This window comes from Stenotrophomonas sp. OVS01A, assembly GCF_019969775.1.
GTDB classification, from domain to species: Bacteria; Pseudomonadota; Gammaproteobacteria; order Xanthomonadales; family Xanthomonadaceae; genus Stenotrophomonas; species Stenotrophomonas indicatrix.
Window position 1 is genome coordinate 26,345 of record NZ_JAHXYV010000002.1, and the last position, 25,415, is coordinate 51,759.

The 25,415-nt window shown below is 64.9% G+C and carries 24 protein-coding genes and 1 tRNA gene; 15 read left to right on the forward strand and 10 right to left on the reverse strand.

Going from position 1 to position 25,415, the window contains the following annotated elements; genetic code table 11:
- Positions 1-17 precede the first annotated feature (17 nt).
- A complete protein-coding gene (locus LC407_RS09040; protein WP_025874275.1) occupies positions 18-353 on the forward strand; it encodes a Rieske (2Fe-2S) protein in 336 nt (111 codons plus the stop codon).
- A gap of 386 nt (positions 354-739) precedes the next feature.
- Here LC407_RS09040 and LC407_RS09045 read toward each other — a convergent pair whose 3' ends face one another.
- The 4 genes from LC407_RS09045 to thiS form a co-directional block, all read right to left on the reverse strand.
- Positions 740-2,587 carry an SLC13 family permease gene (locus tag LC407_RS09045; RefSeq protein WP_025874276.1) on the reverse strand — a complete coding sequence of 616 codons (1,848 nt, stop codon included), beginning with the start codon at positions 2,585-2,587 and terminating at the stop codon, positions 740-742.
- 27 nt (positions 2,588-2,614) lie between these two features.
- Positions 2,615-3,349, reverse strand: a complete 735-nt coding sequence (gene trmB / locus LC407_RS09050; RefSeq protein WP_025874277.1) for a tRNA (guanosine(46)-N7)-methyltransferase TrmB — start codon at positions 3,347-3,349, stop codon at positions 2,615-2,617.
- Positions 3,349-4,143, reverse strand: coding sequence for a thiazole synthase (locus LC407_RS09055; protein WP_032975186.1), 795 nt, complete (start codon positions 4,141-4,143; stop codon positions 3,349-3,351). The genes trmB and LC407_RS09055 overlap by 1 nt, the downstream gene beginning before the upstream one ends.
- A 132-nt stretch (positions 4,144-4,275) precedes the next feature.
- Positions 4,276-4,476 (reverse strand): sulfur carrier protein ThiS, encoded by a 201-nt coding sequence (gene thiS / locus LC407_RS09060; RefSeq protein ID WP_033832224.1) that lies wholly within the window; start codon positions 4,474-4,476, stop codon positions 4,276-4,278.
- Positions 4,477-4,683: 207 nt separating this feature from the next.
- Here thiS and LC407_RS09065 point away from each other — a divergent pair, with 207 nt between their 5' ends.
- Both LC407_RS09065 and LC407_RS09070 read left to right on the forward strand, forming a co-directional pair.
- Positions 4,684-6,516 (forward strand): autotransporter domain-containing esterase, encoded by a 1,833-nt coding sequence (locus LC407_RS09065; protein WP_059064916.1) that lies wholly within the window; start codon positions 4,684-4,686, stop codon positions 6,514-6,516.
- Positions 6,517-6,622: 106 nt separating this feature from the next.
- Positions 6,623-6,696, forward strand: a tRNA-Gly gene (locus tag LC407_RS09070).
- A gap of 454 nt (positions 6,697-7,150) precedes the next feature.
- Here LC407_RS09070 and LC407_RS09075 read toward each other — a convergent pair.
- Complete coding sequence (locus LC407_RS09075) at positions 7,151-7,603, reverse strand: hypothetical protein (protein WP_080150640.1); 453 nt, start codon at positions 7,601-7,603, stop codon at positions 7,151-7,153.
- Between the two features lie 400 nt (positions 7,604-8,003).
- On the opposite strand from LC407_RS09075, the gene LC407_RS09080 reads away from it, so the two are divergent.
- From LC407_RS09080 to LC407_RS09110, 7 genes are all read left to right on the forward strand, one after another.
- Positions 8,004-8,252 (forward strand): hypothetical protein, encoded by a 249-nt coding sequence (locus LC407_RS09080; RefSeq protein WP_032951630.1) that lies wholly within the window; start codon positions 8,004-8,006, stop codon positions 8,250-8,252.
- A 93-nt stretch (positions 8,253-8,345) separates the two neighbouring features.
- Positions 8,346-9,224, forward strand: coding sequence for a 30S ribosomal protein S6--L-glutamate ligase (gene rimK, locus LC407_RS09085; RefSeq protein ID WP_025874283.1), 879 nt, complete (start codon positions 8,346-8,348; stop codon positions 9,222-9,224).
- A gap of 255 nt (positions 9,225-9,479) precedes the next feature.
- A complete protein-coding gene (locus tag LC407_RS09090; RefSeq protein ID WP_223482701.1) occupies positions 9,480-9,956 on the forward strand; it encodes a hypothetical protein in 477 nt (158 codons plus the stop codon).
- An 89-nt stretch (positions 9,957-10,045) separates the two neighbouring features.
- A complete protein-coding gene (locus tag LC407_RS09095; RefSeq protein ID WP_025874285.1) occupies positions 10,046-10,519 on the forward strand; it encodes a hypothetical protein in 474 nt (157 codons plus the stop codon).
- A gap of 8 nt (positions 10,520-10,527) precedes the next feature.
- Positions 10,528-11,205 (forward strand): response regulator transcription factor, encoded by a 678-nt coding sequence (locus tag LC407_RS09100; protein ID WP_025874286.1) that lies wholly within the window; start codon positions 10,528-10,530, stop codon positions 11,203-11,205.
- Entirely contained in the window at positions 11,168-12,538 is a 1,371-nt protein-coding gene (locus LC407_RS09105) for a HAMP domain-containing sensor histidine kinase (protein ID WP_080150572.1), read from the forward strand. Before LC407_RS09100 ends, LC407_RS09105 begins: the two co-directional genes overlap by 38 nt.
- Positions 12,539-13,043: 505 nt before the next feature.
- The gene (locus tag LC407_RS09110; protein ID WP_025874288.1) at positions 13,044-13,430 is read left to right on the forward strand and encodes a hypothetical protein; all 387 of its coding nucleotides are present in this window, start codon (positions 13,044-13,046) and stop codon (positions 13,428-13,430) included.
- 52 nt (positions 13,431-13,482) lie between these two features.
- On the opposite strand, the gene coaE is transcribed toward LC407_RS09110, so the two are convergent.
- From coaE to LC407_RS09125, 3 genes are read right to left on the reverse strand one after another with little or no spacing between them, the layout of a single operon-like run.
- Positions 13,483-14,094, reverse strand: a complete 612-nt coding sequence (gene coaE / locus LC407_RS09115; protein WP_223482702.1) for a dephospho-CoA kinase — start codon at positions 14,092-14,094, stop codon at positions 13,483-13,485.
- 11 nt (positions 14,095-14,105) lie between these two features.
- On the reverse strand, positions 14,106-14,969 hold the full coding sequence (locus LC407_RS09120; protein ID WP_025874291.1) for an A24 family peptidase: 864 nt from the start codon (positions 14,967-14,969) through the stop codon (positions 14,106-14,108).
- 7 nt (positions 14,970-14,976) lie between these two features.
- Positions 14,977-16,236, reverse strand: coding sequence for a type II secretion system F family protein (locus tag LC407_RS09125; RefSeq protein ID WP_223482944.1), 1,260 nt, complete (start codon positions 16,234-16,236; stop codon positions 14,977-14,979).
- Between the two features lie 352 nt (positions 16,237-16,588).
- Here LC407_RS09125 and LC407_RS09130 point away from each other — a divergent pair, with 352 nt between their 5' ends.
- The 3 genes from LC407_RS09130 to pilB all read left to right on the forward strand — a co-directional run bounded on the left by LC407_RS09130 (position 16,589) and on the right by pilB (position 19,531).
- Complete coding sequence (locus LC407_RS09130; RefSeq protein ID WP_223482703.1) at positions 16,589-17,023, forward strand: pilin; 435 nt, start codon at positions 16,589-16,591, stop codon at positions 17,021-17,023.
- A gap of 153 nt (positions 17,024-17,176) precedes the next feature.
- Positions 17,177-17,584: a pilin gene (locus tag LC407_RS09135; protein WP_223482704.1), complete on the forward strand. Its 408-nt coding sequence runs from the start codon at positions 17,177-17,179 to the stop codon at positions 17,582-17,584.
- A 219-nt stretch (positions 17,585-17,803) separates the two neighbouring features.
- Positions 17,804-19,531: a type IV-A pilus assembly ATPase PilB gene (gene pilB / locus LC407_RS09140; protein ID WP_025874295.1), complete on the forward strand. Its 1,728-nt coding sequence runs from the start codon at positions 17,804-17,806 to the stop codon at positions 19,529-19,531.
- A 353-nt stretch (positions 19,532-19,884) separates the two neighbouring features.
- On the opposite strand, the gene LC407_RS09145 is transcribed toward pilB, so the two are convergent.
- Both LC407_RS09145 and LC407_RS09150 read right to left on the reverse strand, forming a co-directional pair.
- Complete coding sequence (locus tag LC407_RS09145; protein WP_223482705.1) at positions 19,885-21,258, reverse strand: sigma-54 dependent transcriptional regulator; 1,374 nt, start codon at positions 21,256-21,258, stop codon at positions 19,885-19,887.
- A 54-nt stretch (positions 21,259-21,312) separates the two neighbouring features.
- Positions 21,313-22,926: an ATP-binding protein gene (locus tag LC407_RS09150; protein WP_059064905.1), complete on the reverse strand. Its 1,614-nt coding sequence runs from the start codon at positions 22,924-22,926 to the stop codon at positions 21,313-21,315.
- A gap of 376 nt (positions 22,927-23,302) precedes the next feature.
- On the opposite strand from LC407_RS09150, the gene sucC reads away from it, so the two are divergent.
- Both sucC and sucD read left to right on the forward strand, forming a co-directional pair.
- Positions 23,303-24,472, forward strand: a complete 1,170-nt coding sequence (gene sucC, locus LC407_RS09155; RefSeq protein WP_025874298.1) for an ADP-forming succinate--CoA ligase subunit beta — start codon at positions 23,303-23,305, stop codon at positions 24,470-24,472.
- A gap of 21 nt (positions 24,473-24,493) precedes the next feature.
- Positions 24,494-25,369 carry a succinate--CoA ligase subunit alpha gene (sucD, locus tag LC407_RS09160; protein WP_017356169.1) on the forward strand — a complete coding sequence of 292 codons (876 nt, stop codon included), beginning with the start codon at positions 24,494-24,496 and terminating at the stop codon, positions 25,367-25,369.
- Positions 25,370-25,415 lie beyond the last annotated feature (46 nt).

Here is a 25,415-nt window from a genome sequence, read left to right on the forward strand (position 1 = left end):
CCGTCCGAGCCTTCGCCATGACTGCCGCTGTTGCCCTGATCACCCTGGATGCCATTGCCGATGGTGCGTTTGCCGAGGTTGAAGCGGTGGTCGATGGCGATGCCGAGTCGCTGCTGCTGTACCGCGACGGTGAACAGGTGCGCGCGTTCCTGAACATCTGCCCGCACGCGGGCCGCCGCCTGGATTGGGCGCCCGGCCAGTTCCTGAAGAGCCGCGAAGGCCATCTGGTCTGCGCCGCCCACGGCGCCTCGTTCGCGCTGGACAGTGGCGACTGCATCGCCGGCCCCTGCAAGGGCGACCGCCTGCGCGCAGTGGCGGTGGATGTGCGGGATGGACAGGTCTACCTGGCCTGAGGCATCGGTGTGCGGACCAACGGTCCGCACCCACCGAGTTTAGAACCCACCAAGTTCAGAACCCACCACATCAGCGAAACATCCAGGAATCCATCCACGCATGGCGTGGATCTACCGTGCCGACTAAGGTCGACGCCTACCAACAGCAGCACAGAACGCCGTTTCCACAGCGCGCGGAAATCTGTCGAAGGCGGGGTGGGGCCGGTTGCGGGGGCGTGAGCCGCATGGATGCGGCGACCGAGCTTACATGGATGTACTTGCAGCGTCCCCCGCAACCGGACCCACCCCGCCATCCCAAGGAATGCAGGCTGTTGCCATTGCCGTTGCCGTGCCGTTGTCGTTGCCTCTGCGGGTGCAGGGCGCAGCCCTGCCAACAAACCCAACCTTCAGAACATCAGGTTGATCATCACCACCACCACGCAGGTGTAGATCAGTGACAGCGGGCCGCCGACCCGCCACATCTCGCGTGGGGTGTAGTTGGCCGGGCCGGTGATCATCGAAATCACCGGGTTCGACGCCGTCATCAGGTTGTTGGACGCCGACAGCGCCACGATCAGCGCGAACGCCGTGGGATTGCCGCCGGCCGCCAGCGCCAGGTTCACCGCGATCGGCACCATCACGATGGTCGCGCCCACATGGCTGATCACCAGCGAGAACACCGTGGTCAGCAGCGCCAGCGCCAGTTCCAGCACCCAGATCGGAATTCCGGTGGGCAGCTTGTCGATGGTATGGCCGGCCACCCATGCCGCCGCGCCGCTGGAATCCATCGCCCAGCCGAGCGGAATCAGCCCGGCCATCATGAACACCGTCTTCCAGTTGATCGAGGCATAGGCCTCGTCCATGCGCAGCACGCCGGTCAACAGCATCCCGGCCACACCGGTCATCAGCGTCAGCGCGACCGGCAGTTTGCTGGTCAGCGCGATCAGGATGGTCAGGGCGAAGATCGCCATGGCGATCTTGAACTTGTGCGGGCGCTGCTCGCCGGTGGGGTAATCGGTGACCACCACGAAGTCGCGGCTCTTGGCGGCCTGCGCGAGGTCCGTCCAGATGCTGTGGAAGACCAGCATGTCGCCGGCGCGCAGCTGCACATCGCGCACATCCTCGCGGATCACCTGCTTGTCGCGGTTGATCGCCAGCAGGCTGATGCCGCGTTCCTTGCGCAGGCGCAGCTCGCCTGCAGTCTTGCCGATGACGCCGGAGGTCGGCGGCACCACCGCCTCGGAAATGCCAGCGCGGCTGGGATTGAACAGATCGCCAAGGTGTTTCAGGCGCGAGGACATGCGCAGGAACTGGTTCTGCGCGAAATCGTGGATCTGCTGGCGCGGTCCCATCGCGCCGAGCACGCTGCCCACCCAGATGCGCATTTCCGCCGGCGGTGCCAGGCGGGTGTCATTGCCGGTCTTCAGTGCCAGCAGCAGCGGCGCGTCATGCAGGTTCTCGGCCTCGCCCAGGGTCATGCCGACCAGCGGGCTCTCGGCGGTGACCACCAGCTCGAACACGTCGCCTTCGATGCCGTAGGTCTTGGCGAAGTAGCTTTCGGTGCGGGCTGGCGTGGTGCCGTCGTTGACCAGGCTTTCCTCTTCCACCAGCTTGCGGTCGCCGTAGTAGCGGAAATACAGCAGCGAGGCGATCAGCAGGGCGATGCCGATCGGCAGCGGCGCGAACATGCGCAGCGGCTCGATGGTGGCCAGGCCGGAGGGCAGGTTGTTGTTGGCCGATGCCAGCAGATCGTTCAGCAGGATCAGCGGCGAGTTGCCGACCATGGTCAGCGCGCCACCCATCACGATCGCCGCCGAGATCGGCAGCAGCAGGCGCTGCATGGTCAGCCCGGTGCGCGCGGCCAGACGCGAGGCGACCGGCAGGTACAACGCCATCACCGATGGATTCTGCATGAAGGACGAGTTCAGGCCAGCGATGGCCGTGGTCATCATCAGCAGCCGCTGCTCCACGCCATGGCCGCGCCGCAGCAGCCAGGCCGCGAGCCGGTTCAAGGCACCGGTGCGGTCCAGGCCCGCGCCGAGGATGGTGGTGGCGATGATGCTCATCACCGCGTTGCCGGAGAAGCCGCCGAAGATCTCCTCCGGCGCGATCAGGCCGGTCACGCCCAGCACCACCAGCACCACCAGCGCGACCACGTCGGCGCGGATGCGCTCGAACAGGAACATCGCCATTGTGAAGCCGACCAGCCCGAGCACGAGCTTCATGTCAGTGGTCAGCGTCAGCGCGGTATCCATGTGGGGCGCGGCGTCCTCAGGCGTTCATCAGGTGCGGTCGTACAACAGGTCCCAGACGCCATGGCCGAGCTTCTGGCCGCGGGTCTCGAAGTGGGTCTGCGGGCGCCAGTCCGGGCGCGGCACGCTGCCACGCGGACCGGCACGGTTGACCAGGCCGGGGGTGGCATCGAGCACGTCCCACATCTGCTCGGCGTAATCCTCCCAGTCGGTGGCACAGTGCAGGCGGCCACCGGGGCGCAGCTTGCGCACCAGCAGCTCGGCAAAGCCCGGCTGGATCAGGCGACGCTTGTTGTGGCGCTTCTTGTGCCACGGGTCGGGGAAGTAGATGCGCACTTCGTCCAGCGCGCCATCGGCGATTTCCTTTTCCAGCACTTCCACCGCGTCGTGGTGGTACAGGCGCACGTGGTCGGCGTTGTCGTCGGCCAGCGCGTTCAGCAGGCGGCCCACGCCGGGCGCGTGCACTTCCAGGCCGATGTAGTCGCGGCTGGGGTCCTGCTGCGCGGCGAAGCGCAGCGCGGCGCCGTTGCCGAAGCCGATTTCCAGCACCTTGTGCGCATCGCGGCCGAAGGTGGCATCCAGATCACGCGGTTCACCGCTGAAATCCAGGCCGAAACGCGGCCAGCGCTCGTCGAACGCGCGCTGCTGGGCCGGGGTGAAACGGCCCTGGCGCAGCACGAAGCTGCGCACTTCACGGCGGCCTTCGTTGACCGTGAACGGCTTGGGCGGTGCCTTCGAACCGGCGCTGTCGAATGGATTGGTCATCAGCCGATCAACCCATCGATCGGCGAGGACGCACTGGCATAGCGCTTGCGCGGAATGCGGCCGGCCAGGAACGCCTCGCGGCCGGCTTCCACGGCCTTGCGCATGGCGCTGGCCATCAACACCGGGTTGCGCGCGCCGGCGATGGCTGTGTTCATCAGCACGCCGTCGCAGCCCAGCTCCATCGCGATCGCCGCATCCGACGCGGTGCCCACGCCGGCGTCGACGATGATCGGCACCTTGGCGTCTTCGATGATCTGCAGCAGGTTGTACTTGTTCTGGATGCCCAGGCCCGAGCCGATCGGCGCGGCCAGCGGCATCACCGCAGCGCAGCCGATCTCTTCCAGGCGCTTGGCCAGGATCGGGTCGTCGGAGGTATAGACCATCACCTCGAAACCGTCCTTGACCAACTGCTCGGCGGCCTTGAGGGTCTGCACCACGTCCGGGTACAGCGACTTCTGGTCGCCCAGTACTTCCAGCTTGGTCAGGTTGTGGCCGTCCAGCAGTTCGCGGGCCAGGCGGCAGGTGCGCACGGCATCCTCGGCGGTGTAGCAGCCGGCGGTGTTGGGCAGGATGGTGTAACGGTCCGGCGGCAGCACGTCGAGCAGGTTCGGTTCGCCCGGGTTCTGGCCGATGTTGGTGCGGCGGATGGCCACGGTGACGATCCGGGCGCCCGCGGCCTCGGTGGCCAGGCGGGTTTCTTCCAGATCCTTGAACTTGCCGGTGCCGGTAAGCAGCCGCGAGCTGTAGGTCTTGCCGGCGATCACCAGCGAATCGGGGGAGACATGAGCGTTCATGACGCGATTATCGCTTATCCGCCCGAAGATGGGGTCGTCACTTCGACGCCGCCGGGCATGGCCCGGCGCTACCGGAACGGATTCGCAGGGTAGCGCCGGGCCATGCCCGGCGAGCGCGGAGCGCGGGATGCCTCAGCCGCCGCCGAGGGCATGCACGATCTCCACCACATCGCCCTCGTCCAGCACATGCTCGGCATGACGGCTGCGGCTGACGATCTCGCCGTTCACCTCCACCGCCACCCGGCGTTGCAGCAACTGCTCGGCCGCAAGCAGGTCCAGGAGGGTCGCCGAAGCGGGCAGGGTGCGGGGTTCGCCATTGAGCTGGATGTTCATGGGGCCATTGTCGCTGATCGCCGGTTCGCATCGGAACCGTTGCAAGTTGTGCGCTACGCCCGCACCGGCAAAGCTCGCCAGGCCTGGCTCGGGCGACAATCCATGCGGCGGCGCAGCGTGAGCAATTGGCGGCGCAGTGAAACCATTCACCGTGCGCCGGCGTACGTGCGTCGGATCCTCAAACGATATCCCCACAGGAGTTTTTACATGCTGCTCAGCAAACGCCCGATCCGCTCCCTCATGGCGGCCGCGATCGCGCTGGCCGCGCTGCCGGCCATGGCAGGCGAATCCCCGTTCACCCGCACCGTGTTCATCGGTGACAGCCTGACCGACAGCGGCTACTTCCGTCCGCTGCTGCCGGCCGACGTGCGTCCGGTCACCGGCCAGTCCACCACCAACCCCGGTTGGGAGTGGGCACAGTGGGTGGCCGATTACTACGGCACCAACGCCAGCCCGAACGGCAACGGCCAGACCGGCGACAACTACGCTGTCGGCGGTGCCCGGGTCGGCACCGACTTCCGCAACCCGCAGCTGGGCAACGTGCTGGTGCCGTCGTTGAAGACGCAGACCGCCAACTACCTGGCCGCCAACGCTGGCAAGGCGGATCCGCGCGCGCTGTACACCGTCTGGGGTGGCGCAAACGACCTGTTCCAGATTACCAACCCGGCCCAGGCGCCGGCAGTCATCGGCTCGGCGGTCACTGACCAGATCGGTATCGTGGCCAGCCTGAAGCAGGCCGGTGCCGAGTACGTGCTGGTTCCGAACCTGCCCGATATCGGCTCCACTCCGGGCTTCATCGATCGCGGCGCTGCCGCGCGCGTGCAGGGGACGGCGCTGTCCAACGCCTACAACAGCGCGCTTTATGGCGGTCTCAAGCAGGCCGGCATCGATTTCATTCCGCTGGACACCTACACGCTGCTGCGCGAAATCATCGCCAGCCCGGGCATGTACGGCTTCAGCAACGTCACAGGCCGGGCCTGCACCGTGCAGTCGTCGCTGACCTGCAGCCCCTTGGCCTATGTGCGCCCGGACGCGGCAAGTACCTACCTGTTCGCCGATGACGTGCACCCGACCACGGCCGCGCACCAGATGCTGGGCCAGTACGCCATCTCGATCCTGGAAGGCCCGCGCCTGCAGCAGGTGCTGAGCCACTCGGCGCAGACCATCGGCCGTTCGCGCGCCGACCAGGTCAGCCTGCACCAGGCCGGCCGTCCGGCCGACGGCATGTCCTGGTGGGGCGGCGTGCGCGGTGACATGCAGCGCTACGACCACGCCGATCTGTACGACGGCCTGGCCCCGGCCGGCCTGTTCGGTGTCGACTGGGCACGTGACGGCATGGTCTTCGGCGGCTTCGCCGGCTTTGGCCGCCTGAATGCCGACTTCGGCAACAGCCGTGGCGACTTCACCCAGAAGGACACCACGGCCGGTCTGTTCGCCGGCTGGTACGGCGACCGCATCTGGGTCAATGGCCAGGTCAGCTACACCTGGCTGTCCTATGACGTGAACCGCAAGGTCCAGCTCGGCCCGGCCACCCGCGAACACGGTGGCTCGCCGGACGGCAGCAATCTGACCGCCGCCCTGAACGCCGGTTACGAGTTCGGCACCGAAGGTGGCTTCCGCCACGGCCCGATCGCCTCGGTGATCTGGCAGCAGGTCAAGATCGACGGTTACACCGAAAGCGCCGATGCCGGCACCCTGGCCACCGCGCTGGGTTACGGCAAGCAGGATGTCGATTCCACCGTCGGCCGTATCGGTTGGCAGGCCCGCTTCGATGGCGGCACCGTCAAGCCGTACGTGCAGGTGACCTACGACCACGAGTTCGAAGACACCAAGCAGGCCAGCGCCTGGGTGCAGAGCCTGCCGGACGTCGGCATGTACCGCGTGCCGGGCATGGACTTCGACAAGAACTATGCAACCGCCATCCTGGGCGCGCGCATGGAGCTGTTCGGCCTGCAGAGCAACATCGGCCTGAGCGCCACCACCCTGCAGAAGCGTGCGCAGGACGCGACGCTGTTTGCCAGCTTCAGCGGCAGCTTCTGATGCAAACGACGGCAGGCCTGCGGGCCTGCCGTCACCGCCACGGGCAGGCTGCAAGGGCCTGCCCGTTGCGTTTGAACACGTGCCCCGCATAGACTTGTCGGGCAACGCGGGCGTAGCTCAATGGTAGAGCTGTAGCTTCCCAAGCTACTGACGAGGGTTCGATTCCCTTCGCCCGCTCCATGTCTTCCAGCGGTTTGCGCCAGATCGAGGCGCTCCGCAATAACCGAAGCGCTTCGCAATTCACTGCGCCGAAGTGGTTTTGGACTCTCTTTTCTTTCGCGCGTGGATTCCGGTCGTGGTGACTGATGGATGCTCGGCTGGGCCTGCGCCTCGTGAATGTCCGCCGCCTCGCGGGTCTTATCGAATCCTCAGCGCGATGCGTGCCCGTCAAGGGAAGACTCGCTTCATTCGCGATCGGCCGCGAGTTGTGAGTCTTCGCTGCTCGTTCGGCAGGTTCGTGCGGGTCTTCGGGCGGGTGTAGCGAATCACGTGGAAAGATGAGTGGCCTGCCTCAACTTCAGGTGACCTTGTTGGCAACTACACTCAGCGCACCTGCCGTACAGCGCACCTGCCGTACTGTTTGGAGTTATGCACTGGCGGCAACTCTGGCTGCAGCGGTAATCCGGAGGGCAGGTCACAACCTTGGACGCTCTGGGGGAAGGATTTCATTGATCGTTTTGCCTCCGATTCGTGCAATAACGTACTTGAATCCGACAGTTCCGGAGAGGTACTCGTAATGCTCCGCCTCGATCTCGCCGATCTTTTCGCCGAAACTCTCACTCAGCTCCGTCGCCCCTTTAGGCAAATAGCCTGAATCCAGATCAATCCAGACTATGCCTGTAGACGGCTCAGGAGTGATCCGGACAAGTACATGCTCTTCTTGGCCCGGTAGCCGCGTCTGCTGATCCACAAAACGCTGCAGTTCAGGCTCCAGCTGTCGGAAAATCGACATGCTTTCCGCCACAGAGGGAAGTCGCTGTTGCTGCTGAGGCTGTGTTTGTTGCGTGCTTGCATTGGCGGCGAGTGCTACAGAAAGTGCCAGCCCTGCGACGATACAAGCCAATCTCCCACGTTGCGTAACAGGCATCATGCATCTCCTTTGCTGATGGATCCCCTGCGTCCGAGGTTATCAACAATGATCGCGTCGTTTGAAGTCAGGTAACTCCCCGTCTATTGCAGGTAATTCCAGTCGGCGAAGGTGAACGGTGGCCTTTCCATGCGTGCAAGATGCTGGGCAGGGGAATGGCCAAGTGCTGTCGCGGCATTGCCCTACGGCGCCCTACGGCGTCGAGCTGGCTGGAGCGCCCTCCTGACCTCGCACACTCAAAAGTCGCTTGGGCGAGCGATTCAGATGGGCCCGCTTCGTTCGCATCGGCTAGATTCTGTCGGGCCTGATTCAGGCCGAGCGCGGGGCGTTCGTTTCCAACAATCCGCATTCCCCGTGCAGGCAGTGCGCGGTAGCGTCCAGACTCCTTTCAAGTGGAAACATGCGCGTGGAAAGCAGGGATGACGTTGTCACACGGCTGCACAGGATCTTTCTTTCGGCCGGCATCGGCTCGGCCAAACAGGTCGAAGCGGTTCGAGCACTCGGGCGTGCCGGTGGCCCGGAGGCGGCGCGGTTGATCGGGCAGATCTATCAGGACGCCTTCAGTGGGTCGGCCATCCAGATGGCCTGCATCGCCGCGCTGGGCGAAGCGGCACGCACCTGTCCGCCGGTGTTGCCAGGCACGGAGTGAGCTGGGCAGCGCGGCTGTGCGCGGGCCAGGCAACATCATCCAGACGCAACGCTGCCACGCTATGCTTCGCGCCTGCCGACCGATCCCACTGCGATGAAGCTCGCCATCCTGTCCCGCAACACCCGGCTGTACTCCACCCGTCGGCTGGTCGAGGCCGCGCGCGCGCGCGGCCATACCGTGCGCATCCTGGATCCGCTGCGCTGCTACATGCGCATCGCCGCGGACGGCTTTTCCATGCACTACAAGGGCAGGCCGATGACCGGCGTGGACGCGGTCATCCCACGCATCGGCGCTTCGGTCACCCGCTACGGCACCGCCGTGCTGCGCCAGTTCGAACTGATGGGCGCACGCACGCCCAATCCGTCCGACGCGATCCTGCGCTCGCGCGACAAGCTGCGGGCGCACCAGTTGCTGGCGGCCAAGGGCATCGACATGCCGGTCACCGTCTTCGGTGACAACCCGGATGACACCGTCGACCTGTTGTCCATGCTCGGCCCACCGCCGCATGTGGTGAAGCTCAATGAAGGCACCCAGGGCCGTGGCGTGATCCTCACCGAGAAGGCCAGCGCCTCGCGCGGCATCGTCGAAGCCCTGCGTGGCCTGTATGCCAACTTCCTGATGCAGGAGTTCATCGGCGAGGCCAAGGGCGCCGACCTGCGTTGCTTCGTGGTCGGCGACCAGGTGGTGGCGTCGATGCAGCGCCAGGCGCCGGAGGGGGATTTCCGCTCGAACCTGCATGCCGGCGGTACGGCGGTGGCGTCCAAGGCCAGCCGGGCCGAGCAGCAGGTGGCGGTGCGTTCGGCCAAGGCGCTGGGGCTGGGCGTCTGCGGGGTGGACCTGATCCGCTCCGAGCGCGGCCCGCTGGTGCTGGAGGTGAACTCCACCCCGGGCTTGGAAGGGATCGAGGCCGCCTGCGGGGTGGATGTGGCCGCACGCATCATCGAACACGTCGAGAAGATCAAAAAATCCTGATATTTCAGCGGCTTGAAATTAAATTCAGGCGGGGTTGGCGGGTTTAACACTGCTTTAATCGCCCCGGGCGTAGCCTTCAACGAACCGCAGCTCTGCCTCTCAGCAGGATCGGTATCGGGATACAACTTCAGGCCCAGGCGGGTGCACCGCCTGGGTCTTTTTTATGCCCTGTGTCCCCCTGCCAAGGGGCCCTTGTGGGCAGGTGGGGACACTCGTAGAGTTGGGCCTTCGTTCCGAAGGATCGGGAGGTTGGCGATGTACCGCACCACGGTGATCGTGCTGTTGCTGTGCCTGCCTGGCGTTGCACTGGCCAAGCCGGAAAAGGCGGCTGTGCAGATGGACCGCCAGACCCCGGTGGCCGAGCAGGTCCGCCAGGTCGAAAAAGCCCTGCAGCAGGGCGACTACAACGAAATCTCCGCCGAGGACCGCAGTCAGGTCCAGCAGGCACTGGCGCGGATCACCCAGCGGATGGGCGACCGGCAGACCGTCCAGGAGCTGCCGCCGCAGGTGCAGAACGACGTCTTCAACGATCAGGAGCGGGTCAACAGCATCCTGACGCGCGCCCACGACGACAGCCGCCAGATCTGCTCGTACCAGCGCACCACGGGCAGCAACATGCCCAAGAGCCGTTGCATGACCGTGGCCGAACGGCGCCGCATCGAAGAGAAGGGCAAGGCCCTGCTCAACGACCAGCGCACCTACAGCAACTTGAACCCGGACTCCAAGCTTTAAGGCCGCCTGCACCCTGCCGGCCAGCACTTGCTGGCAGAGCGGGCATCCGCATACAGTCGGCGTTCACCTCAGACAGGGATTCGTTTGTCATGAAGCATCCAGTGATATCAGCGGTTCTGGTTTCGGCGTTGGCCCTGGTCGCTGCCTCGGCAGGGGCCAAGAGTGCCGAAGAGGTATTCCTGCCGGGCAAGCCGCTGCTGCAGCAGGTAGAGCGCATCGAGATCGAGCTCAACGATGGCGAAACCTATTCCGAGCTGCGTCAGGAAGAGCGCGGCAAGGTCCGCGAGACCCTGGTTCGCATCCGTGCCGCCGCCGAGCAGTACCCGACCAAGGACGCGATGCCTGAATCGGTACGAACTGAGGTCTTCAACGATCAGCAGGTCGTGAACACCGTTTTGACACAGGCGCGTGAAGATAGTCGTCTAATATGCCGACGTGAGAAGACCATTGGTTCCAACATGTCGTCCACGCAATGCATGACCGTCGCCGAGCGTGCTCGGCAGAAGGACAAGGCACAGCGCGACATGGGCCAGGCCCAGCGCGTCGGTAAATTCGTCAATTAGAGGTGACAGTGAGAATCCTGGTAATCGAAGACAACAGCGACATTGCGGCCAATCTGGGCGACTACCTGGAGGACCGGGGCCACACCGTGGACTTCGCTGCCGACGGAGTGACCGGGTTGCATCTGGCTGTCGTGCACGAGTTCGACGCGATTGTCCTGGACCTCAACCTGCCAGGCATGGACGGCATCGAAGTCTGCCGCAAGCTTCGCAATGAAGCGCGCAAGCAGACCCCGGTGCTGATGCTGACCGCGCGCGATTCGCTGGACAACAAGCTGGCCGGCTTCGATTCCGGTGCTGACGACTACCTGATCAAGCCGTTCGCGCTGCAGGAAGTGGAAGTGCGTCTGAACGCCCTGTCGCGTCGCGGCAAGGGCGTGCAGACCCGCGTGCTGGAAACCGGTGACCTGGAATACAACCTGGACACGCTGGAAGTGCGCCGCCAGGGCAAGCTGCTGCAGCTCAACCCGACCGCATTGAAGATCCTGCAGGCGCTGATGGAAGCGGCCCCGGCCGTGGTCACCCGGCAGGAGCTGGAAACCCGTGTCTGGGGCGAAGAGCTGCCGGACTCCGATTCGCTGCGCGTGCACATCCACGGCCTGCGCGCCGTGGTGGACAAGCCCTTTGAAGTGCCGATGATCCAGACCCGCCATGGCATCGGATACCGCATCGCTACGCCGGAAGCCTGATTCTGTGGCAAGCAAGGGGGAGCGCCGGCGCACGCCTTATCGGCGGCGCCTGCGCAGCCGCATCATCGTCTCGTTCGTGTTGTTGGGCTTCTGCCTGACGACACTGTTCGCGTTCGCCACCAACTGGGCCCGCATGCGGGTGGAAAACCAGCTGGTGGAAGACGTGATGAACCGCAACATCAGCGAGTACGTGCGGCGTTATTACGAAAGCCCGGACCGCAACCCCGACCTGCCGGTGCAGCAGATGCGCGCGCGCCTGATCAAGCCGGACAAGTTCGAAGCCCTGCGCGAGGAGGAGCCGGACTGGTACGAGTTCAAGGACGGCCTGTACAACATGGGCGGTGTGGACGAGCGCGGCGAGCGCTATTCCTACAAGCTGGCCGTGCGCAAGACTCCCGATGCCTGGGCGTTCCTGGCCTACGACATGACCGACAGCGTCCGCGGTGGGCAGCAGCTTAACCGCGCGCTGTTCCTGTCGGTGCTGGTATTCAGCCTGCTGTCGCTGGTGCTGGGCTGGTGGTCGGCCTCCAAGGTGATGAAGCCGGTCTCGGATCTGGCCGCGCGCCTGCGTGCGTACCGTGGCGGTACCAGTGAGCCCGAGCCGTTGGCGCCGCGCTTCCCGGATGACGAAGTGGGCCAGTTGGCACAGGCGTTGGATGACTATTCCTCGCGGCTGACCGAAGTGGTGCAGCGCGACCGTGAGTTCAATGCCGATGTCAGCCACGAGCTGCGCACGCCGTTGGCGGTGATCCGTGGCGCCACCGAGCTTCTGCTGACCCGCCCCGGCCTGGACGAAAAGGTGCTGCAGCGCCTGCAGCGCATCCAGCGTGCCGAGCAGCAGTGCAGCGATCTGATCGGCGCGCTGCTGCTGCTGTCGCGCAACGAACGCGGGCAGGGCAGCAGCAATGTGGCCCGGGTGGCCGAACAGCTGCTGGACGCGCACCGCGCTCAGTTGGGTGGCAAACCGCTGGAGCTGCACCTGGATGGTGAACGCGATCTGGTCATCGATGCCCCCGAAGCGGCGCTGTCGGTGGCGCTGGGCAACCTGATCGGCAATGCGGTGAAGTACTCGCAGGATGGCGAGGTGCGCGTACATGTGGGCACCAACGCTGTGTCGGTGACCGACAGCGGGCCAGGCCTGAGCGAGGAAGATGCCGCCAAGCTGTTCCAGCGCGGCTACCGCGGTACCCATGCCGGCCACTCGCAGGGTGGCGGTATCGGCCTGTCGATCGTCAGTCGCCTGTGCGATCTGTACGGCTGGCAGGTAAGCGTGCGGCCGGGCGGCGCCCGTGGCGTGATCGCAACGCTGACGTTCTCGCCGAAGCCGCTGTAACCCATTCTGGCTGCTGTTTTGGTGGGTGCCGACCTTGGTCGGCACGAATCCATTCGTCGCCAAAATCTCCCACTCGGCGCGAAATGTCGCATGCAACGCCAATGCAGCTTCCGCGAAGGCGCGGCGTTTCTGGTCCAGCACGACACCTGCGTGATGCATTCCGCGCCCTGCGCGTGTCACACCGCACGGTTCCGCAGACGGTTGGCCCGCATGGCGTTTTCGCCTCATGACCGCAATGCATGCAGCTGGCGAGATGGCACGGTCGGGGTCATCGCCCCGGCCGGGATTGGCGTCCTGAAATCAACCCAACAATCAACAAACCTCTGATGCGCCGAAGGCCGTCATGGAAAATGCATCGCGATGCCCTTGCTTCGGCGGGCGGTGCGTGGGGACTTTGAAGAGTCCGCCGGAGTGTTTTGTTGATTGTTGTGATCCGGTACGCCAACCCGCACCGTCCGCCACCCCGCATCCGCGGGTGGCCTTGCCGTCTGCGAGGAGCATTGCCATGTCTGCACGCACTACCTATCCGAACCTGCGCCGCCTGGTTGGCGAATCCGCCGATCAGTTGCCGGCCGACATCGCCGAACGCATCGAAGACGTACTGGCCGAACCCAGCGACCTGCTGCCCGCGCTGATGGCACGCATGGATGGCCGCGACAACGCCGATGGCCAGACCCGGAAGGGCACCGGTCTCAGTCCGTCGCAGGCGGTAACCCTGGCCAGCCTCAGCCGTACCCTGGCCGGCCTCAATGCGCTGATCCAGATGCTGCACGCCGCCGAAGCGGCACGCGTGCAGGGCAGCGCGGGCCAGCAACTGCCGCCGGATGTAGTGGAAGGTCTGTTGCTGGCCGCCCGCGAACTGGCCCGCTACGCCCGCCAGCAGCTGGAGTAGATCCACGCCATGCGTGGATGCGCGTTCGCGCGGTGCCGATAGACCTGCAGGATTACCCTGCCGCCAACACCAGATACCGCGCATGCAACCGCTCGACCTGCGCCTGCAGGTCATCCGGATGGCCATCATTGACGACCACATCATCAGCCAGCGCGAGGCGCTGCGCGCGGGTGGCCTGGGCGGCGATCATCTGGTCGGCCAGCGCGGCGTCGATGCCGTCGCGCTGCATCAGCCGGGCGTGCTGTACCGCCTCGGGGGCATCCACCAGCAGCACCCGGTCCAGCCACGGATAGGCCTGGCGACCGCCCACTTCGGTCAGCAGCGGGATCGCCGCCAGCGCATAGGGGCTGGCGGCCTGCTCGCACTGCTGCTGCATCAGCCGGCGGATGGCCGGGTGGGTGATCGCTTCCAGCGCCGTCCGCTCGGCCGGGTCGGCAAAGATGTGGGCACGCAGGCGCGCCCGGTCCAGGGCGCCGTCGGCGAGCAGCATGTCTGCACCGAAGCGCTCGGCAATCAGGGCGAGGGCAGGGCTGCCCACCGCCACCACCGCACGTGCGGCCAGGTCGGCGTCGGCCACGACAATCCCCAGCGCCTCGAAGCGCCGGGTTACCTCACTCTTGCCTGAGGCGATGCCACCGGTCAGGCCCACCACATACTGGCTCATGGGGACTCCCCTCAGCGCAGCCCGCTCATCACCAGATACTGGTTCAGCAGGGGCTCGCCCCACATGAAGAACAGCCAGCCAGCCAAGGCCAGGTAGGGGCCGAACGGGATCGGTGTTGCCCGGTCACGGCCACGGCTGTACAGCCAGATCGAGCCGATGAGGGCGCCCAGCACCGAGGACATCAGGATGATCGGCAGGATGCCCTTCATCCCGCACCAGGCGCCCAGTGCGGCCAGCAGCTTGAAGTCGCCGTGGCCCATGCCTTCCTTGCCGGTCAGCTGCTTGAACAGCCACCACACCGACCACAGCGACAGGTAGCCAAGCAGGGCGCCGAGCAGGGCCGGTTTGGCGGGCATGTACAGGTTGTCGATGCTGCCGATCAACCCCAGCCACATCAGCGGCAGGGTCAATTGATCCGGTAGCAGCTGGGTGCGCAGGTCGATGCCGGACAGGGCGATCAGGAAGCAGGTCAGCACGATCGCACCGAAGCCCTGCCAGCCGAAGCCGAACTGCCACACACAGGCCAGCACCATCACCGCGGTCAGGGCCTCCACCAGCGGGTACTGGATGGAGATGGGCGCCTTGCAGTGGCGGCACTTGCCGCCTTGGATCATCCAGCTGAACAGCGGGATGTTCTCGTACCAGGCCAGCTTGTGCTTGCAGTGCGGGCAGTGCGAAGGCTCCACCACGATGCCCGGCGGGGGCGGCTCGTAGAAGTCCGGCTCCTCCAGAACCTCGCGCGCATCGCGCTTCCACTGCCACTCCAACCGCTTGGGCAGGCGCAGGATGACGACGTTCAGGAAGCTGCCCAGAAGCAGTCCCAGGCCGGCCGCGGCGGGATAGCCGAGGCCGGGATGCTGGTCAAGAAATGCCATGTATGTTTTATCCGACGACGGCGCCGAGCTTGAAGATGGGAAGGTACATGGCAATCACCATGCCGCCAACAATGGTACCAATGAACACCATGATCATCGGTTCCAGCAGGCTGCTCAGGGCATCCACTGAATTGTTGACTTCCTGCTCGTAGTACTCGGCCACCTTGAACAGCATGGCATCCAGGGCGCCGGCCTCTTCGCCGATGCCGGTCATCTGGATGACCATGTGCGGGAAGAGGTTGGTCTGTTTCATGGAAACGTTGACCGGGTAGCCGACAGACACGTCATCGCGCATCCGCAGCACCGCCTCTTCATACACCGTATTGCCGGTGGCGCCCGCCACGATGCCGAGTGCCTCCACCAGCGGCACGCCCGCCTTGAACGTAACGGCGGTGGTGCGGGCGAAACGGGCAATGGCGCTGTTGTGCATGATCTGGCCGATCACCGGCACCTTCAACACGAACCGGTCCATGGCGTGCTGCATCTTTGGCGAGCGCTTGTAAGCCATGACCGCGCCGACCGCCGTTCCGATCGCAACAATCAGCATCAACCACCACCACGACACCATGAACCGCGACAGGTTTACCACCAGCATCGTGAAGGCCGGCAGGTCGGCGCCGAAACTCTTGAACACATCCTCGAACTGCGGCACCACGAACACCAGCATGATGCCACTGACCACCATGGCGACAACCACAACCATGATCGGGTAGAACAGCGCCTTCTTTATTTTGCCCTTGAGGGTCTCGATGTTCTCTTTATAGGTAGCCACCGTATCCAGCACGGTTTCCAGCACGCCGGCGCCTTCGCCGGCCCGCACCAGGTTGCGGTAGAGCTCGTCGAACTGCACCGGATGCTTGCTGACCGCCTCATACATCGAGGAGCCACCCTCGATATCGGTGCGGATGGTGTCCACCATCTTCTTCATGCGCGGGTTCTTGTGCCCGCTGCCGATGATCTCCAGGGCCGACACGATCGGTACGCCAGACTTCATCATCGTGGCCATCTGCCGGCTGAAGAAGGCAATGTCCTTGGGCTTGATCGAGCTGCCAGCGGCGCCGAACAACGGCTTCGGCTTCGTCTTCACTGTACCGGGGTTGATGCCCTGGCGACGGAGTTCGGCCCTTAGCAGGTTGGCATTCTTGGCCAGCTGCTCGCCTTTCATCTTCACGCCCCGCTTGTCGGTCCCCTCCCAGACAAACGGTTGCAGCTCCATGGTGGCGCGCGCCACCGGTTCTTTCTTGATCGCACTGCGACTGACAGACATGTTGGCTCCCCGGCCCGCCATCCCCAGACGGGCATCCAGTTGCCGATGGTAGCGGGTTCATTGCCGTCTGGGCAGTTGCCGAGCGGGCCGGAATGCAATTTCGTGCCGGCCGCCGACCAAAGGTGACGCACTGCGTCACATTGCCGCGTCCATCGCAGATTCGAATATGGGGGGTTCCCATCCACGAAATTGCTGCCATCATGGGCGCGGGGAAATCCAGGGGGAGGCGTGCCGGGGTTGGCACGCAACCTGCGTTGATCCACCCGCAGGGCACAGGACCCGCTCAACCGGCAATGCCGGCTCGTTACCTGTGTACTGAAATCAACCACCACTATCTTGGGGATGTACCACAATGAAGAACCAGAAGGGCTTCACCCTTATCGAACTGATGATCGTCGTCGCGATCATCGCCATCCTGGCCGCCATCGCACTGCCGGCCTACCAGGACTACACCGCGAAGTCGAAGGTCACCGCTGCGCTTGCCGACTTGGCCTCGCACAAGACCCAGTTCGAGATGGAAAAGAGCGCGGGCCGTGTGCCGACTTTGGCTGCCGCTGGCTTCCAGGCCAACAACACCGGTGCGTGCTCGACGATTGCCGTTACCGACGATGGCATGACCTGCACCATCCGTGACCCGGGCACCCGCATTGGTGCCGGTTCGACCTTGGCCCTGACCTACACGGATACCGAGACCGACGCCGCTGGCGCTATCACTACCCCGGGCGGCTTCTCCTGCGTCGTGACCGTGATGGACGATAAGTTCATTCCGAAGGGTTGCACCAAGTAATGCTCTCAACTTGAGCTGCGTGGTGGAGCTGTTGCTCCCAAACCTCTCAAGAGAGAATGCACAAGGCCCGCCTCGGCGGGCCTTGTGCTGACCGGGCTACAAAATCTGGTCGGCAGGCAGCAATGGGGATTGCTGGATCAAACAGGGGGAATCATGAACACGCAGAAGGGCTTCACGCTCATCGAACTTATGATCGTGGTGGCCATCATCGCAATCTTGGCGGCCATCGCGATGGTGGCATTCCAGCCCTACGTCGTGCGCACCCAGTTGGTCGCCGCGCTGGCCGATATCACGCCGGGCAAGACCAAGGTCGAAGTTCTCGTCAACGAAGGCCGTTCGGTCACCTTGGTCACGCCTGCGTACATCGGTGTCGCGCAGAATGCCCATTGCTCGGCCGTCGAGGCCGAGCTCAGCGAATCAGGTGTCGGCCATATCAGCTGCACCCTGAAGGGCCACAGTGCCCTGGAAGGCAAGGACCTGATCCTGCGCCGCTCCGCCGAGGGCATCTGGAGCTGCGACGGCAGCGCCTTTGAAGCACGCTATCGCCCAACGGGCTGCTGATCACATTTCAGCCGGCAATGGGATGTTGGGCGACCCTTGACGGGGCTATCATCCCCGGGGGAGTCAGGATCGAGCCTGCCGGGCCGGCAACGCCGGGCAAGGCAGCGTTGCTCATGGATTGGCGATGCCGCTGGCCGATGCTCGCGGCAGGTTCTGCTGCCCTGTGTGGTGCCCCTGGAGGGCGCACCGCATTGCCAGACCCATGAGCCAAGGATTTCTATGAACGCCGTTACCACCGCCAATCTCGTCGGCATCACCGGCCTGGCCCGTCGCCTCGTCCAGGACGGCGCGCTGGACGAAGTCGCTGCCCGCGATGCCATGGCCAAGGCGGCCGCTGCGCGCCAGCCGCTGCCGACGTGGTTCGCGCAGAACAAGCTGGTCAGCGCCTCGCAGCTCGCCGCCGCCAATGCGGTCGAATTCGGCATGCCGCTTTTTGACGTGTCCACGTTCGACAGCAGCCAGAACGCGATGAGCCTGGTCAGTGAAGAGCTGCTGCGCAAGCACAACGTGCTGCCGCTGTTCAAACGCGGCGGCAAGCTGTTCGTCGGCACCAGCAACCCCACCCATTCGCTGGATGAGATCAAGTTCCACACCAATCTGGTGGTTGAGCCGATCCTGGTGGACGAGGACCAGATTCGCCGCACGTTGGAGCAGTGGCATGCCAGCCACGACACGATGGGCGATGCGCTGGGTGGCGACGATGACGGCATGGCCAACCTCGATGTTGGCGGTGGCGACGACGACATGACCAGCACCGACAGCGGTATCGACGCCAAGGGCGACGACACCCCGGTGGTCAAGTTCGTGAATAAGGTGTTGGTCGACGCGATCCGCAAGGGCGCGTCGGACATCCATTTCGAGCCCTACGAAGACGACTACCGCGTGCGTCTGCGCATCGACGGCCTGCTGAAGATGGTCGCGCGCGCGCCGAACAAGCTCAACCAGCGCATCGCCGCGCGCCTGAAGGTGATGGCGCAGCTGGATATCGCCGAAAAGCGCGTGCCGCAGGACGGGCGCATCAAGCTCAACCTGTCCAAGACCCGGCAGATCGACTTCCGCGTCAGCACGCTGCCTACGCTGTTTGGTGAGAAGGTGGTGCTGCGTATCCTCGATGGCAGCGCGGCCAAGCTGGGCATCGACAAGCTGGGTTACGAGCCGGACCAGCAGAAGCTGTTCCTGGAGGCAATCCACAAGCCGTACGGCATGGTGCTGGTGACCGGCCCGACCGGTTCGGGCAAGACGGTGTCGCTGTATACCGCGCTGGGCATCCTCAACGACGAGACCCGCAACATCTCCACCGCGGAAGATCCGGTGGAAATCCGCCTGCCGGGCGTGAACCAGGTGCAGCAGAACAACAAGCGCGGCATGACCTTTGCCGCGGCGCTGCGTTCGTTCCTGCGACAGGATCCGGACATCATCATGGTCGGCGAAATCCGCGATCTGGAAACGGCGGAAATTGCGATCAAGGCTGCGCAGACCGGTCACATGGTGCTGTCCACGCTGCATACCAACGATGCGCCGCAGACCATCGCGCGCCTGATGAACATGGGTATCGCGCCGTACAACATCACCAGCTCGGTGACGCTGGTGATTGCCCAGCGCCTGGCGCGCCGCCTGTGTTCGAACTGCAAGCGCCCGGCCAATCTGCCGGAGCATGCGCTGCTGGCCGAGGGCTTCACCCAGGCGCAGCTGGATGCAGGCATCGAACTGTATGAGGCAGTGGGCTGCGACGAATGCACCGAGGGCTATAAGGGCCGTACCGGCCTCTACCAGGTGATGCCGATGACCGACGAGATTGCGACCATCGTGCTGGCGGGCGGCAATGCGCTGCAGATTGCCGAGGCTGCGCAGGCGATCGGTGTGAATGACCTGCGGCAGTCGGCGTTGAAGAAGGCGGCCGCGGGCGTGACCAGCCTGGCCGAGATCAATCGCGTTACCAAGGATTGATGCCGTAGATCCACGCCATGCGTGGATGGGGTAACCAGTAGATCCACGCCATGCGTGGATGGCGCGGTACATGAGGTTGCCGGCCAGCGGCCGGCACTACCATTTCGACGCAGAACGGCCGGTTGATCCACGCCGTGCCTGGATGGCGGTCAGCGCCCAGCAGATCCACGCCATGCGTGGATGGGCGATGCACGGGGTTGCCGGCCAGCGGCCGGCACTACCATTCCGACGCAGAACGGCCGGTTGATCCACGCCATGCGTGGATGGGCAACCAGTAGATCCACGCCATGCGTGGATGGCGCGGTGCACGAAGTTGCCGGCCAGCGGCCGGCACCACCACGGGGTGCCCCGCCTTATTCCATCCCCAGCTTCTTCAGCTTGTAGCGCAGCGCACGGAAGGTAATGCCCAACTGCGCGGCGGTGCGGGTCTTGTTCCAGCGGTTTTCTTCCAGCGCGCGCTGGATGGCACTGCGCTCGAGCTGTTCGATATACGAGGGCAGGGCGGCACTGCCCGGGTGCAGATCGACTACGGCTTCAGCGTGCGCAGCGCTGCCCGGTGAGCGAGGGGCATGCTGCGGCAGGCGCAGGTCGTCGGCGCCGATACGGTCTTCCTCGGCCAGTGCCAGCGCGCGTTCCAGGATGTTCTCCAGCTCGCGCACGTTGCCGGGGAAGCCGTACTGGGCCAACGCGTCCAGCGCCGACGGCGCCAGCAGCGGGGTGGCGCGGCCGTGGCTGCGGGCCAGCCGCGCCAGGATCGACGCCGCCAGTGCGGGCAGGTCCTGGTGACGCTCGCGCAGCGGCGGCACGCGCAGTTCGATGACGTTGATGCGGTAGTAGAGGTCGTGGCGGAAGCGCCCGTCTTCGACCAGCTCGGCCAGATCCTTGTGAGTGGCCGAGAGGATGCGCACGTCCACCGGCTCTTCGCTGGGGGCGCCCACCGCGCGCACCGATTTTTCCTGGATCGCACGCAGCAGCTTCACCTGCATCTGCAGCGGCAGCTCGGCCACTTCATCCAGGAACAGGGTGCCGCCGTGTGCGGCCTGGAACAGTCCCGGCTTGTCGGCATGGGCGCCGGTGAAGCTGCCCTTGCGATGGCCGAAGAACTCGCTCTCCATCAACTCGGTGGGAATGGCGCCACAGTTGACCGGCACGAACGGCCCAGCGGCGCGTGCACCCTGTGCGTGGATGGTGCGTGCAACCAGTTCCTTGCCCACCCCGGATTCGCCCAGGATGTAGACCGGCGCCTGGCTGCGCGCAACCTTGCCGATGGTGGCGCGCAGCACGTCCATCGCCGGCGATTCGCCGAGCAGGCGTGCGGCCTGTTCGGCGGCGGGGCCGGCAACGGGGCGTTCGCTGTTGTTGAGTTCCAGCGCATGCTTGACCAGGCCGCGCAGCACGGTGATGTCCACCGGCTTGCTGACGAAATCGAAGGCACCGGCTTTCAGTGCTTCCACGGCCAGGTCCATGCTGCCGAAGGCGGTGATCATCGCCACCGGCGTGCGCGGGTAGTGCTGGGCGATCTCGCTGACCAGTTCGATGCCATTGCCATCGGGCAGGCGCATGTCGGTGATGCACAGGTCATAGGGATTGCTGGCCAGCAGTTCGCGGGCTTCGGCGAGGTTGGCGGCGGTGCTGATGCGCAGGCCCATGCGGCCGAGGGTCAACACCAGCAGTTCGCGGATATCGCGTTCATCGTCGACGACGAGGGCGCTGCGGGTTTCGTTCATGGGTGGGAAAGATAGCCGAGGGTGTGGAAGGCGACAAATGTTTGACGCACCGAATCAGTGCGGAAGCAGGGTGTGCGGGCCGGGCAGTACCAGGCGGAAGCAGGAGCCACCGGCGGGGACGGGGATGTAATCCAGCCGCGCCTGGTTGGCCCTGCACAGCTCGCGGGCGATATACAGGCCCAGGCCGGTGCCGTGCTCGGAGGTGGTGAAGAAGGGGCGGAACAGCTGCGCGGCGACGGTCTCGGGGATGCCGGGGCCACGGTCCATCACGTCGATCACCGCACTACGCTCGTGCTGGGCCACGCGCAGCCGCACGCGCGCGGGCTGCTCGCCGATGCGGCCGTACTTGAGGGCGTTGTGCACCAGCACGGTCAGCACCTGGTACAGGTGGCGCGGGTCGACCTGGGCCGGCACCGAGGTGTCGTTGATGATCGGTTCGATGCTGTCGGTTTCCAGCGTCTGGCCCTGCTTGTACTCCAGCACGAAGCGGCGCACGAAGGCGGCCAGGTCGACGTTTTCCGGGTTGGCGCGTTCGCGTCGGGCCAGACCCAGCACGCTTTCAACGATGCCGTTGGTGCGCTGGCACTGCTGGTGGATGATCTGCAGCAGGCGGCGGTCGCTTTCGTTGAAGCCGGTGCCTTCCTCCAGCAGCTGCACGGCGTAGTTGATGGCCGCCAGCGGGTTGCGGATCTCGTGCGCGAGGCTGGCCGAGAAGCGCCCCATCGCCGACAGGGTGAGCGATTCGGCGCGGCGCGAGACCACGCTGGAGTCGTCCAGGAACACCAGCACCAGGTCGCTGCCGGCCAGCAGGCGGGCGAAGCGTGGCTGCACTTCCGGCTGGTCGGGGTTGAGCTGCAGCGGCATTTCATCCTGTGCCCAGCCGTTGCGCCAGCGTTGCAGGCGCCGGGCAAGTTCGGGGGCGACACTGGCCAGGTCGAGGCGGCCGGAATCACTGTTGCCATCGGCGTCGCCCAACAGGATCGAGGCGGCTTCGTTGGCCAGGGTGATGCGGTTGTCGGCGTCCACCACCACCACGCCGGTGCGCATGCGGCGGATGATCAGTTCGTTGATCTGGAACAGGTTGGCCACTTCGTCGCCACGCTGGTTGGCCAGCTGCTGGTTGCGGCGTGCACGGTTGCCGACCTGGTAGCTGATGAAGGCCAGCGCCAGGTAGCTGGTGGCGAACATCGCCAGTTCGGCCAGGGTGCGGGTGGGGTCGCCGCCTTCCAGCACCTTCCACAGGTATTCGGCGGCGGTGGCGACGCTGGCGGCCAGCGCCAGCACCAGGCCCCAGCTGAGCGGCAGCAGGGTGGCGGCGGCGGCGATGTTGAACAGCAGCGACATCGAGATGCCGGCGCTGGCACCGGGCAGGGCGTGCGCCAGCAGGCTGGCGGCGACGATGTCCAACAGCACGCCGCCGACCACGATGGGTCGCAGCCAGCGCTCGTTGCGGCCGATTACCAGCAGCAGCAGCGACAGCAGCAGATAGGTGGCGCCGACCGAATAGGCCAGGCGCGGGTGGTGGGCTTCGCCGACCATGGCCGACAACGGGCTGTACAGCAGGGCGGCGATGACCGAGGCGATCAGCACCCGGTACAGGGCGAAGAAATACAGCTCGCGCCGCGGTATCGATTCGATGCGGTCGATCAATGAAGCACTGGGTGACACGCCGGAACTCCCCTTCTGGCTGCCTGGAACTGGGTCATGACGGCGGTGGGCCGAACCTGCCCGACGTCCCCCGATCGTCGGATCTGCTCGCTGCCCGGTTGCCGGCACCGTGGGTCGAATTTACGGGGCCAGTATAGGGCGCCTGTACCGGGCTGGGCTGCGCAGTCGGCCGGGGCGGGCGTTTGCGGTGTGATCCAGGCCGTGCCGCAACTGCCTGAATGACCATGGAAATCTGGCCGGTTCCGGCCTTTTGTCCATACTTCTTTGCGCCCCGGCGCCGGCTCGGCCACAATAGTGGGCCCGCCGCGGTCCATGCCGGCGCCCCGCCGGGGCCCTGAGGAATTGCGTGCGGTCGTTCCTATTCCCACGGTGACGCATGAATTTCCACGAATACCAGTCAAAACAACTGCTTGCCGAGTACGGCATCCCGGTCCCGGCCGGCAAGGTCGCTGCGACCCCGGACGAAGCTGTTGCCGCTGCCAACTCCCTGGGCCAGGGCCCCTGGATGGTCAAGGCGCAGATCCACGCTGGCGGCCGCGGCAAGGCTGGCGGCGTCAAGTTCTGCAAGACCACCGACGACGTGAAGGCCGCTGCGGCCAAGATGCTCGGCACCAAGATGGCCACCTACCAGACCGCTGGCGTTGAACTGCCGGTCAACCTGGTGCTGGTGACCACCGCTGGCGAGATCGTCAAGGAACTGTACCTGTCGGTGCTGGTTGACCGTGGCACCAAGACCATCACCTACATCGCTTCTTCGGAAGGCGGCGTGGAGATCGAGCAGGTCGCCGCTGAAACCCCGGAGCTGATCCACTCGCTGAACGTCGACTTCGTCGAAGGCGTGCAGGGTTACCACGGTCGTGATTTCGGCTTCAAGCTGGGCCTGACCGCCAAGCAGGCCGGCCAGTTCGCCAACATCATGGTGAACCTGTACCGCCTGTTCAACGAAAAGGACCTGGCGCTGGTTGAAATCAACCCGCTGGCCATCCTGGACGACGGCAACCTGTACGCGCTGGACGGCAAGTTCGACAGCGACGACAACGCCGCGTTCCGCCAGAAGGCCCTGGTCGCCATGCGCGACAAGACCCAGGAAGATCCGACCGAAGTGATCGCTTCGGAGCTGGACATCAACTACGTCACCATGGACGGCAACATCGGCTGCATGGTCAACGGCGCAGGCCTGGCCATGGCCACCATGGACGTCATCAAGCTCAACGGGGGCGAGCCGGCGAACTTCCTGGACGTGGGCGGCGGCGCCAACAAGCAGCGCGTCATCGAAGCGTTCAAGCTGATCCTGTCCTCGGACAAGGTCGAAGGCATCTTCGTCAACATCTTCGGCGGCATCGTCCGCTGCGACATGATTGCCGAAGGCATCATTGCCGCCGTGAAGGAAGTGGGCGTCAAGGTTCCGGTCGTGGTGCGTCTGGAAGGCACCAACGTGGAAGAAGGCAAGCAGCTGCTGCGTGACAGCGGCATGGCCATCATCCCGGCCGACAACATCAACGACGGTGCCAAGAAGGTCGTCGAAGCTGTCAAGAACGCCGCCTGATCCGACACCGAAGGAAATCCAATGTCAGTTTTGATCAATAAGAACACCAAGGTGATCGTGCAGGGCTTCACCGGCCAGCAGGGCACCTTCCACGCCACTCAGATGATCGAGTACGGCACCCAGGTTGTTGGCGGCGTGACCCCGGGCAAGGGTGGCACCACCCATATCGACCTGCCGGTCTTCAACACCGTTGCCGACGCCGTGCAGAGCACCGGCGCCAACGCTTCGGTCATCTACGTGCCGCCGCCGTACGCGGCTGACGCGATCCTGGAAGCCGCTGCTGCCGGCATCAAGGTCATCGTCTGCATCACCGAAGGCATCCCGGTGCTGGACATGCTGCGCGTCAAGAACGTGCTGACCCGTTCGCATCCGGACACCGTGCTGATCGGGCCGAACTGCCCGGGCGTCATCACCCCGGGTGAGTGCAAGATCGGCATCATGCCGGGCCACATCCACAAGCCGGGCAAGATCGGCATCGTGTCGCGTTCGGGCACCCTGACCTATGAAGCGGTCAAGCAGACCACCGAAGTCGGCCTGGGCCAGTCCACCTGCATCGGCATCGGTGGTGACCCGATCAACGGCCTGAACTTCGTCGACTGCCTGAAGCTGTTCAACGAAGACCCGCAGACCGAAGGCATCATCATGGTCGGCGAAATCGGCGGCGACGCTGAAGAAGCCGGTGCCGAGTACATCAAGAACCACGTGAAGAAGCCGGTCGTCGGTTTCATCGCGGGTGCTTCGGCTCCGGCCGGCAAGCGCATGGGCCACGCCGGTGCGATCGCATCGGGCGGCAAGGGCACTGCCGAAGGCAAGTTTGCTGCCATGGAAGCTGCTGGCGTCGTCACCGTGCGTTCGCCGGGCGACCTGGGCGCTGCCATCGCCAAGCTGGTGAAATAAGATCGACTGCCTTCGGCAGACGATTCTGTAGAGCCGGCCGTTGGTC

Coding starts and splice junctions, on each gene's coding strand:
- LC407_RS09040 (WP_025874275.1), top strand. CDS start 18: ATGACTGCCGCTGTTGCCCTGATCACCCTGGATGCCATTGCCGATGGT.
- LC407_RS09045 (WP_025874276.1), bottom strand. CDS start 2,587: ATGGATACCGCGCTGACGCTGACCACTGACATGAAGCTCGTGCTCGGG.
- trmB (WP_025874277.1), bottom strand. CDS start 3,349: ATGACCAATCCATTCGACAGCGCCGGTTCGAAGGCACCGCCCAAGCCG.
- LC407_RS09055 (WP_032975186.1), bottom strand. CDS start 4,143: ATGAACGCTCATGTCTCCCCCGATTCGCTGGTGATCGCCGGCAAGACC.
- thiS (WP_033832224.1), bottom strand. CDS start 4,476: ATGAACATCCAGCTCAATGGCGAACCCCGCACCCTGCCCGCTTCGGCG.
- LC407_RS09065 (WP_059064916.1), top strand. CDS start 4,684: ATGCTGCTCAGCAAACGCCCGATCCGCTCCCTCATGGCGGCCGCGATC.
- LC407_RS09075 (WP_080150640.1), bottom strand. CDS start 7,603: ATGCCTGTTACGCAACGTGGGAGATTGGCTTGTATCGTCGCAGGGCTG.
- LC407_RS09080 (WP_032951630.1), top strand. CDS start 8,004: ATGCGCGTGGAAAGCAGGGATGACGTTGTCACACGGCTGCACAGGATC.
- rimK (WP_025874283.1), top strand. CDS start 8,346: ATGAAGCTCGCCATCCTGTCCCGCAACACCCGGCTGTACTCCACCCGT.
- LC407_RS09090 (WP_223482701.1), top strand. CDS start 9,480: ATGTACCGCACCACGGTGATCGTGCTGTTGCTGTGCCTGCCTGGCGTT.
- LC407_RS09095 (WP_025874285.1), top strand. CDS start 10,046: ATGAAGCATCCAGTGATATCAGCGGTTCTGGTTTCGGCGTTGGCCCTG.
- LC407_RS09105 (WP_080150572.1), top strand. CDS start 11,168: ATGGCATCGGATACCGCATCGCTACGCCGGAAGCCTGATTCTGTGGCA.
- LC407_RS09110 (WP_025874288.1), top strand. CDS start 13,044: ATGTCTGCACGCACTACCTATCCGAACCTGCGCCGCCTGGTTGGCGAA.
- coaE (WP_223482702.1), bottom strand. CDS start 14,094: ATGAGCCAGTATGTGGTGGGCCTGACCGGTGGCATCGCCTCAGGCAAG.
- LC407_RS09120 (WP_025874291.1), bottom strand. CDS start 14,969: ATGGCATTTCTTGACCAGCATCCCGGCCTCGGCTATCCCGCCGCGGCC.
- LC407_RS09125 (WP_223482944.1), bottom strand. CDS start 16,236: ATGTCTGTCAGTCGCAGTGCGATCAAGAAAGAACCGGTGGCGCGCGCC.
- LC407_RS09130 (WP_223482703.1), top strand. CDS start 16,589: ATGAAGAACCAGAAGGGCTTCACCCTTATCGAACTGATGATCGTCGTC.
- LC407_RS09135 (WP_223482704.1), top strand. CDS start 17,177: ATGAACACGCAGAAGGGCTTCACGCTCATCGAACTTATGATCGTGGTG.
- pilB (WP_025874295.1), top strand. CDS start 17,804: ATGAACGCCGTTACCACCGCCAATCTCGTCGGCATCACCGGCCTGGCC.
- LC407_RS09145 (WP_223482705.1), bottom strand. CDS start 21,258: ATGAACGAAACCCGCAGCGCCCTCGTCGTCGACGATGAACGCGATATC.
- sucC (WP_025874298.1), top strand. CDS start 23,303: ATGAATTTCCACGAATACCAGTCAAAACAACTGCTTGCCGAGTACGGC.
- sucD (WP_017356169.1), top strand. CDS start 24,494: ATGTCAGTTTTGATCAATAAGAACACCAAGGTGATCGTGCAGGGCTTC.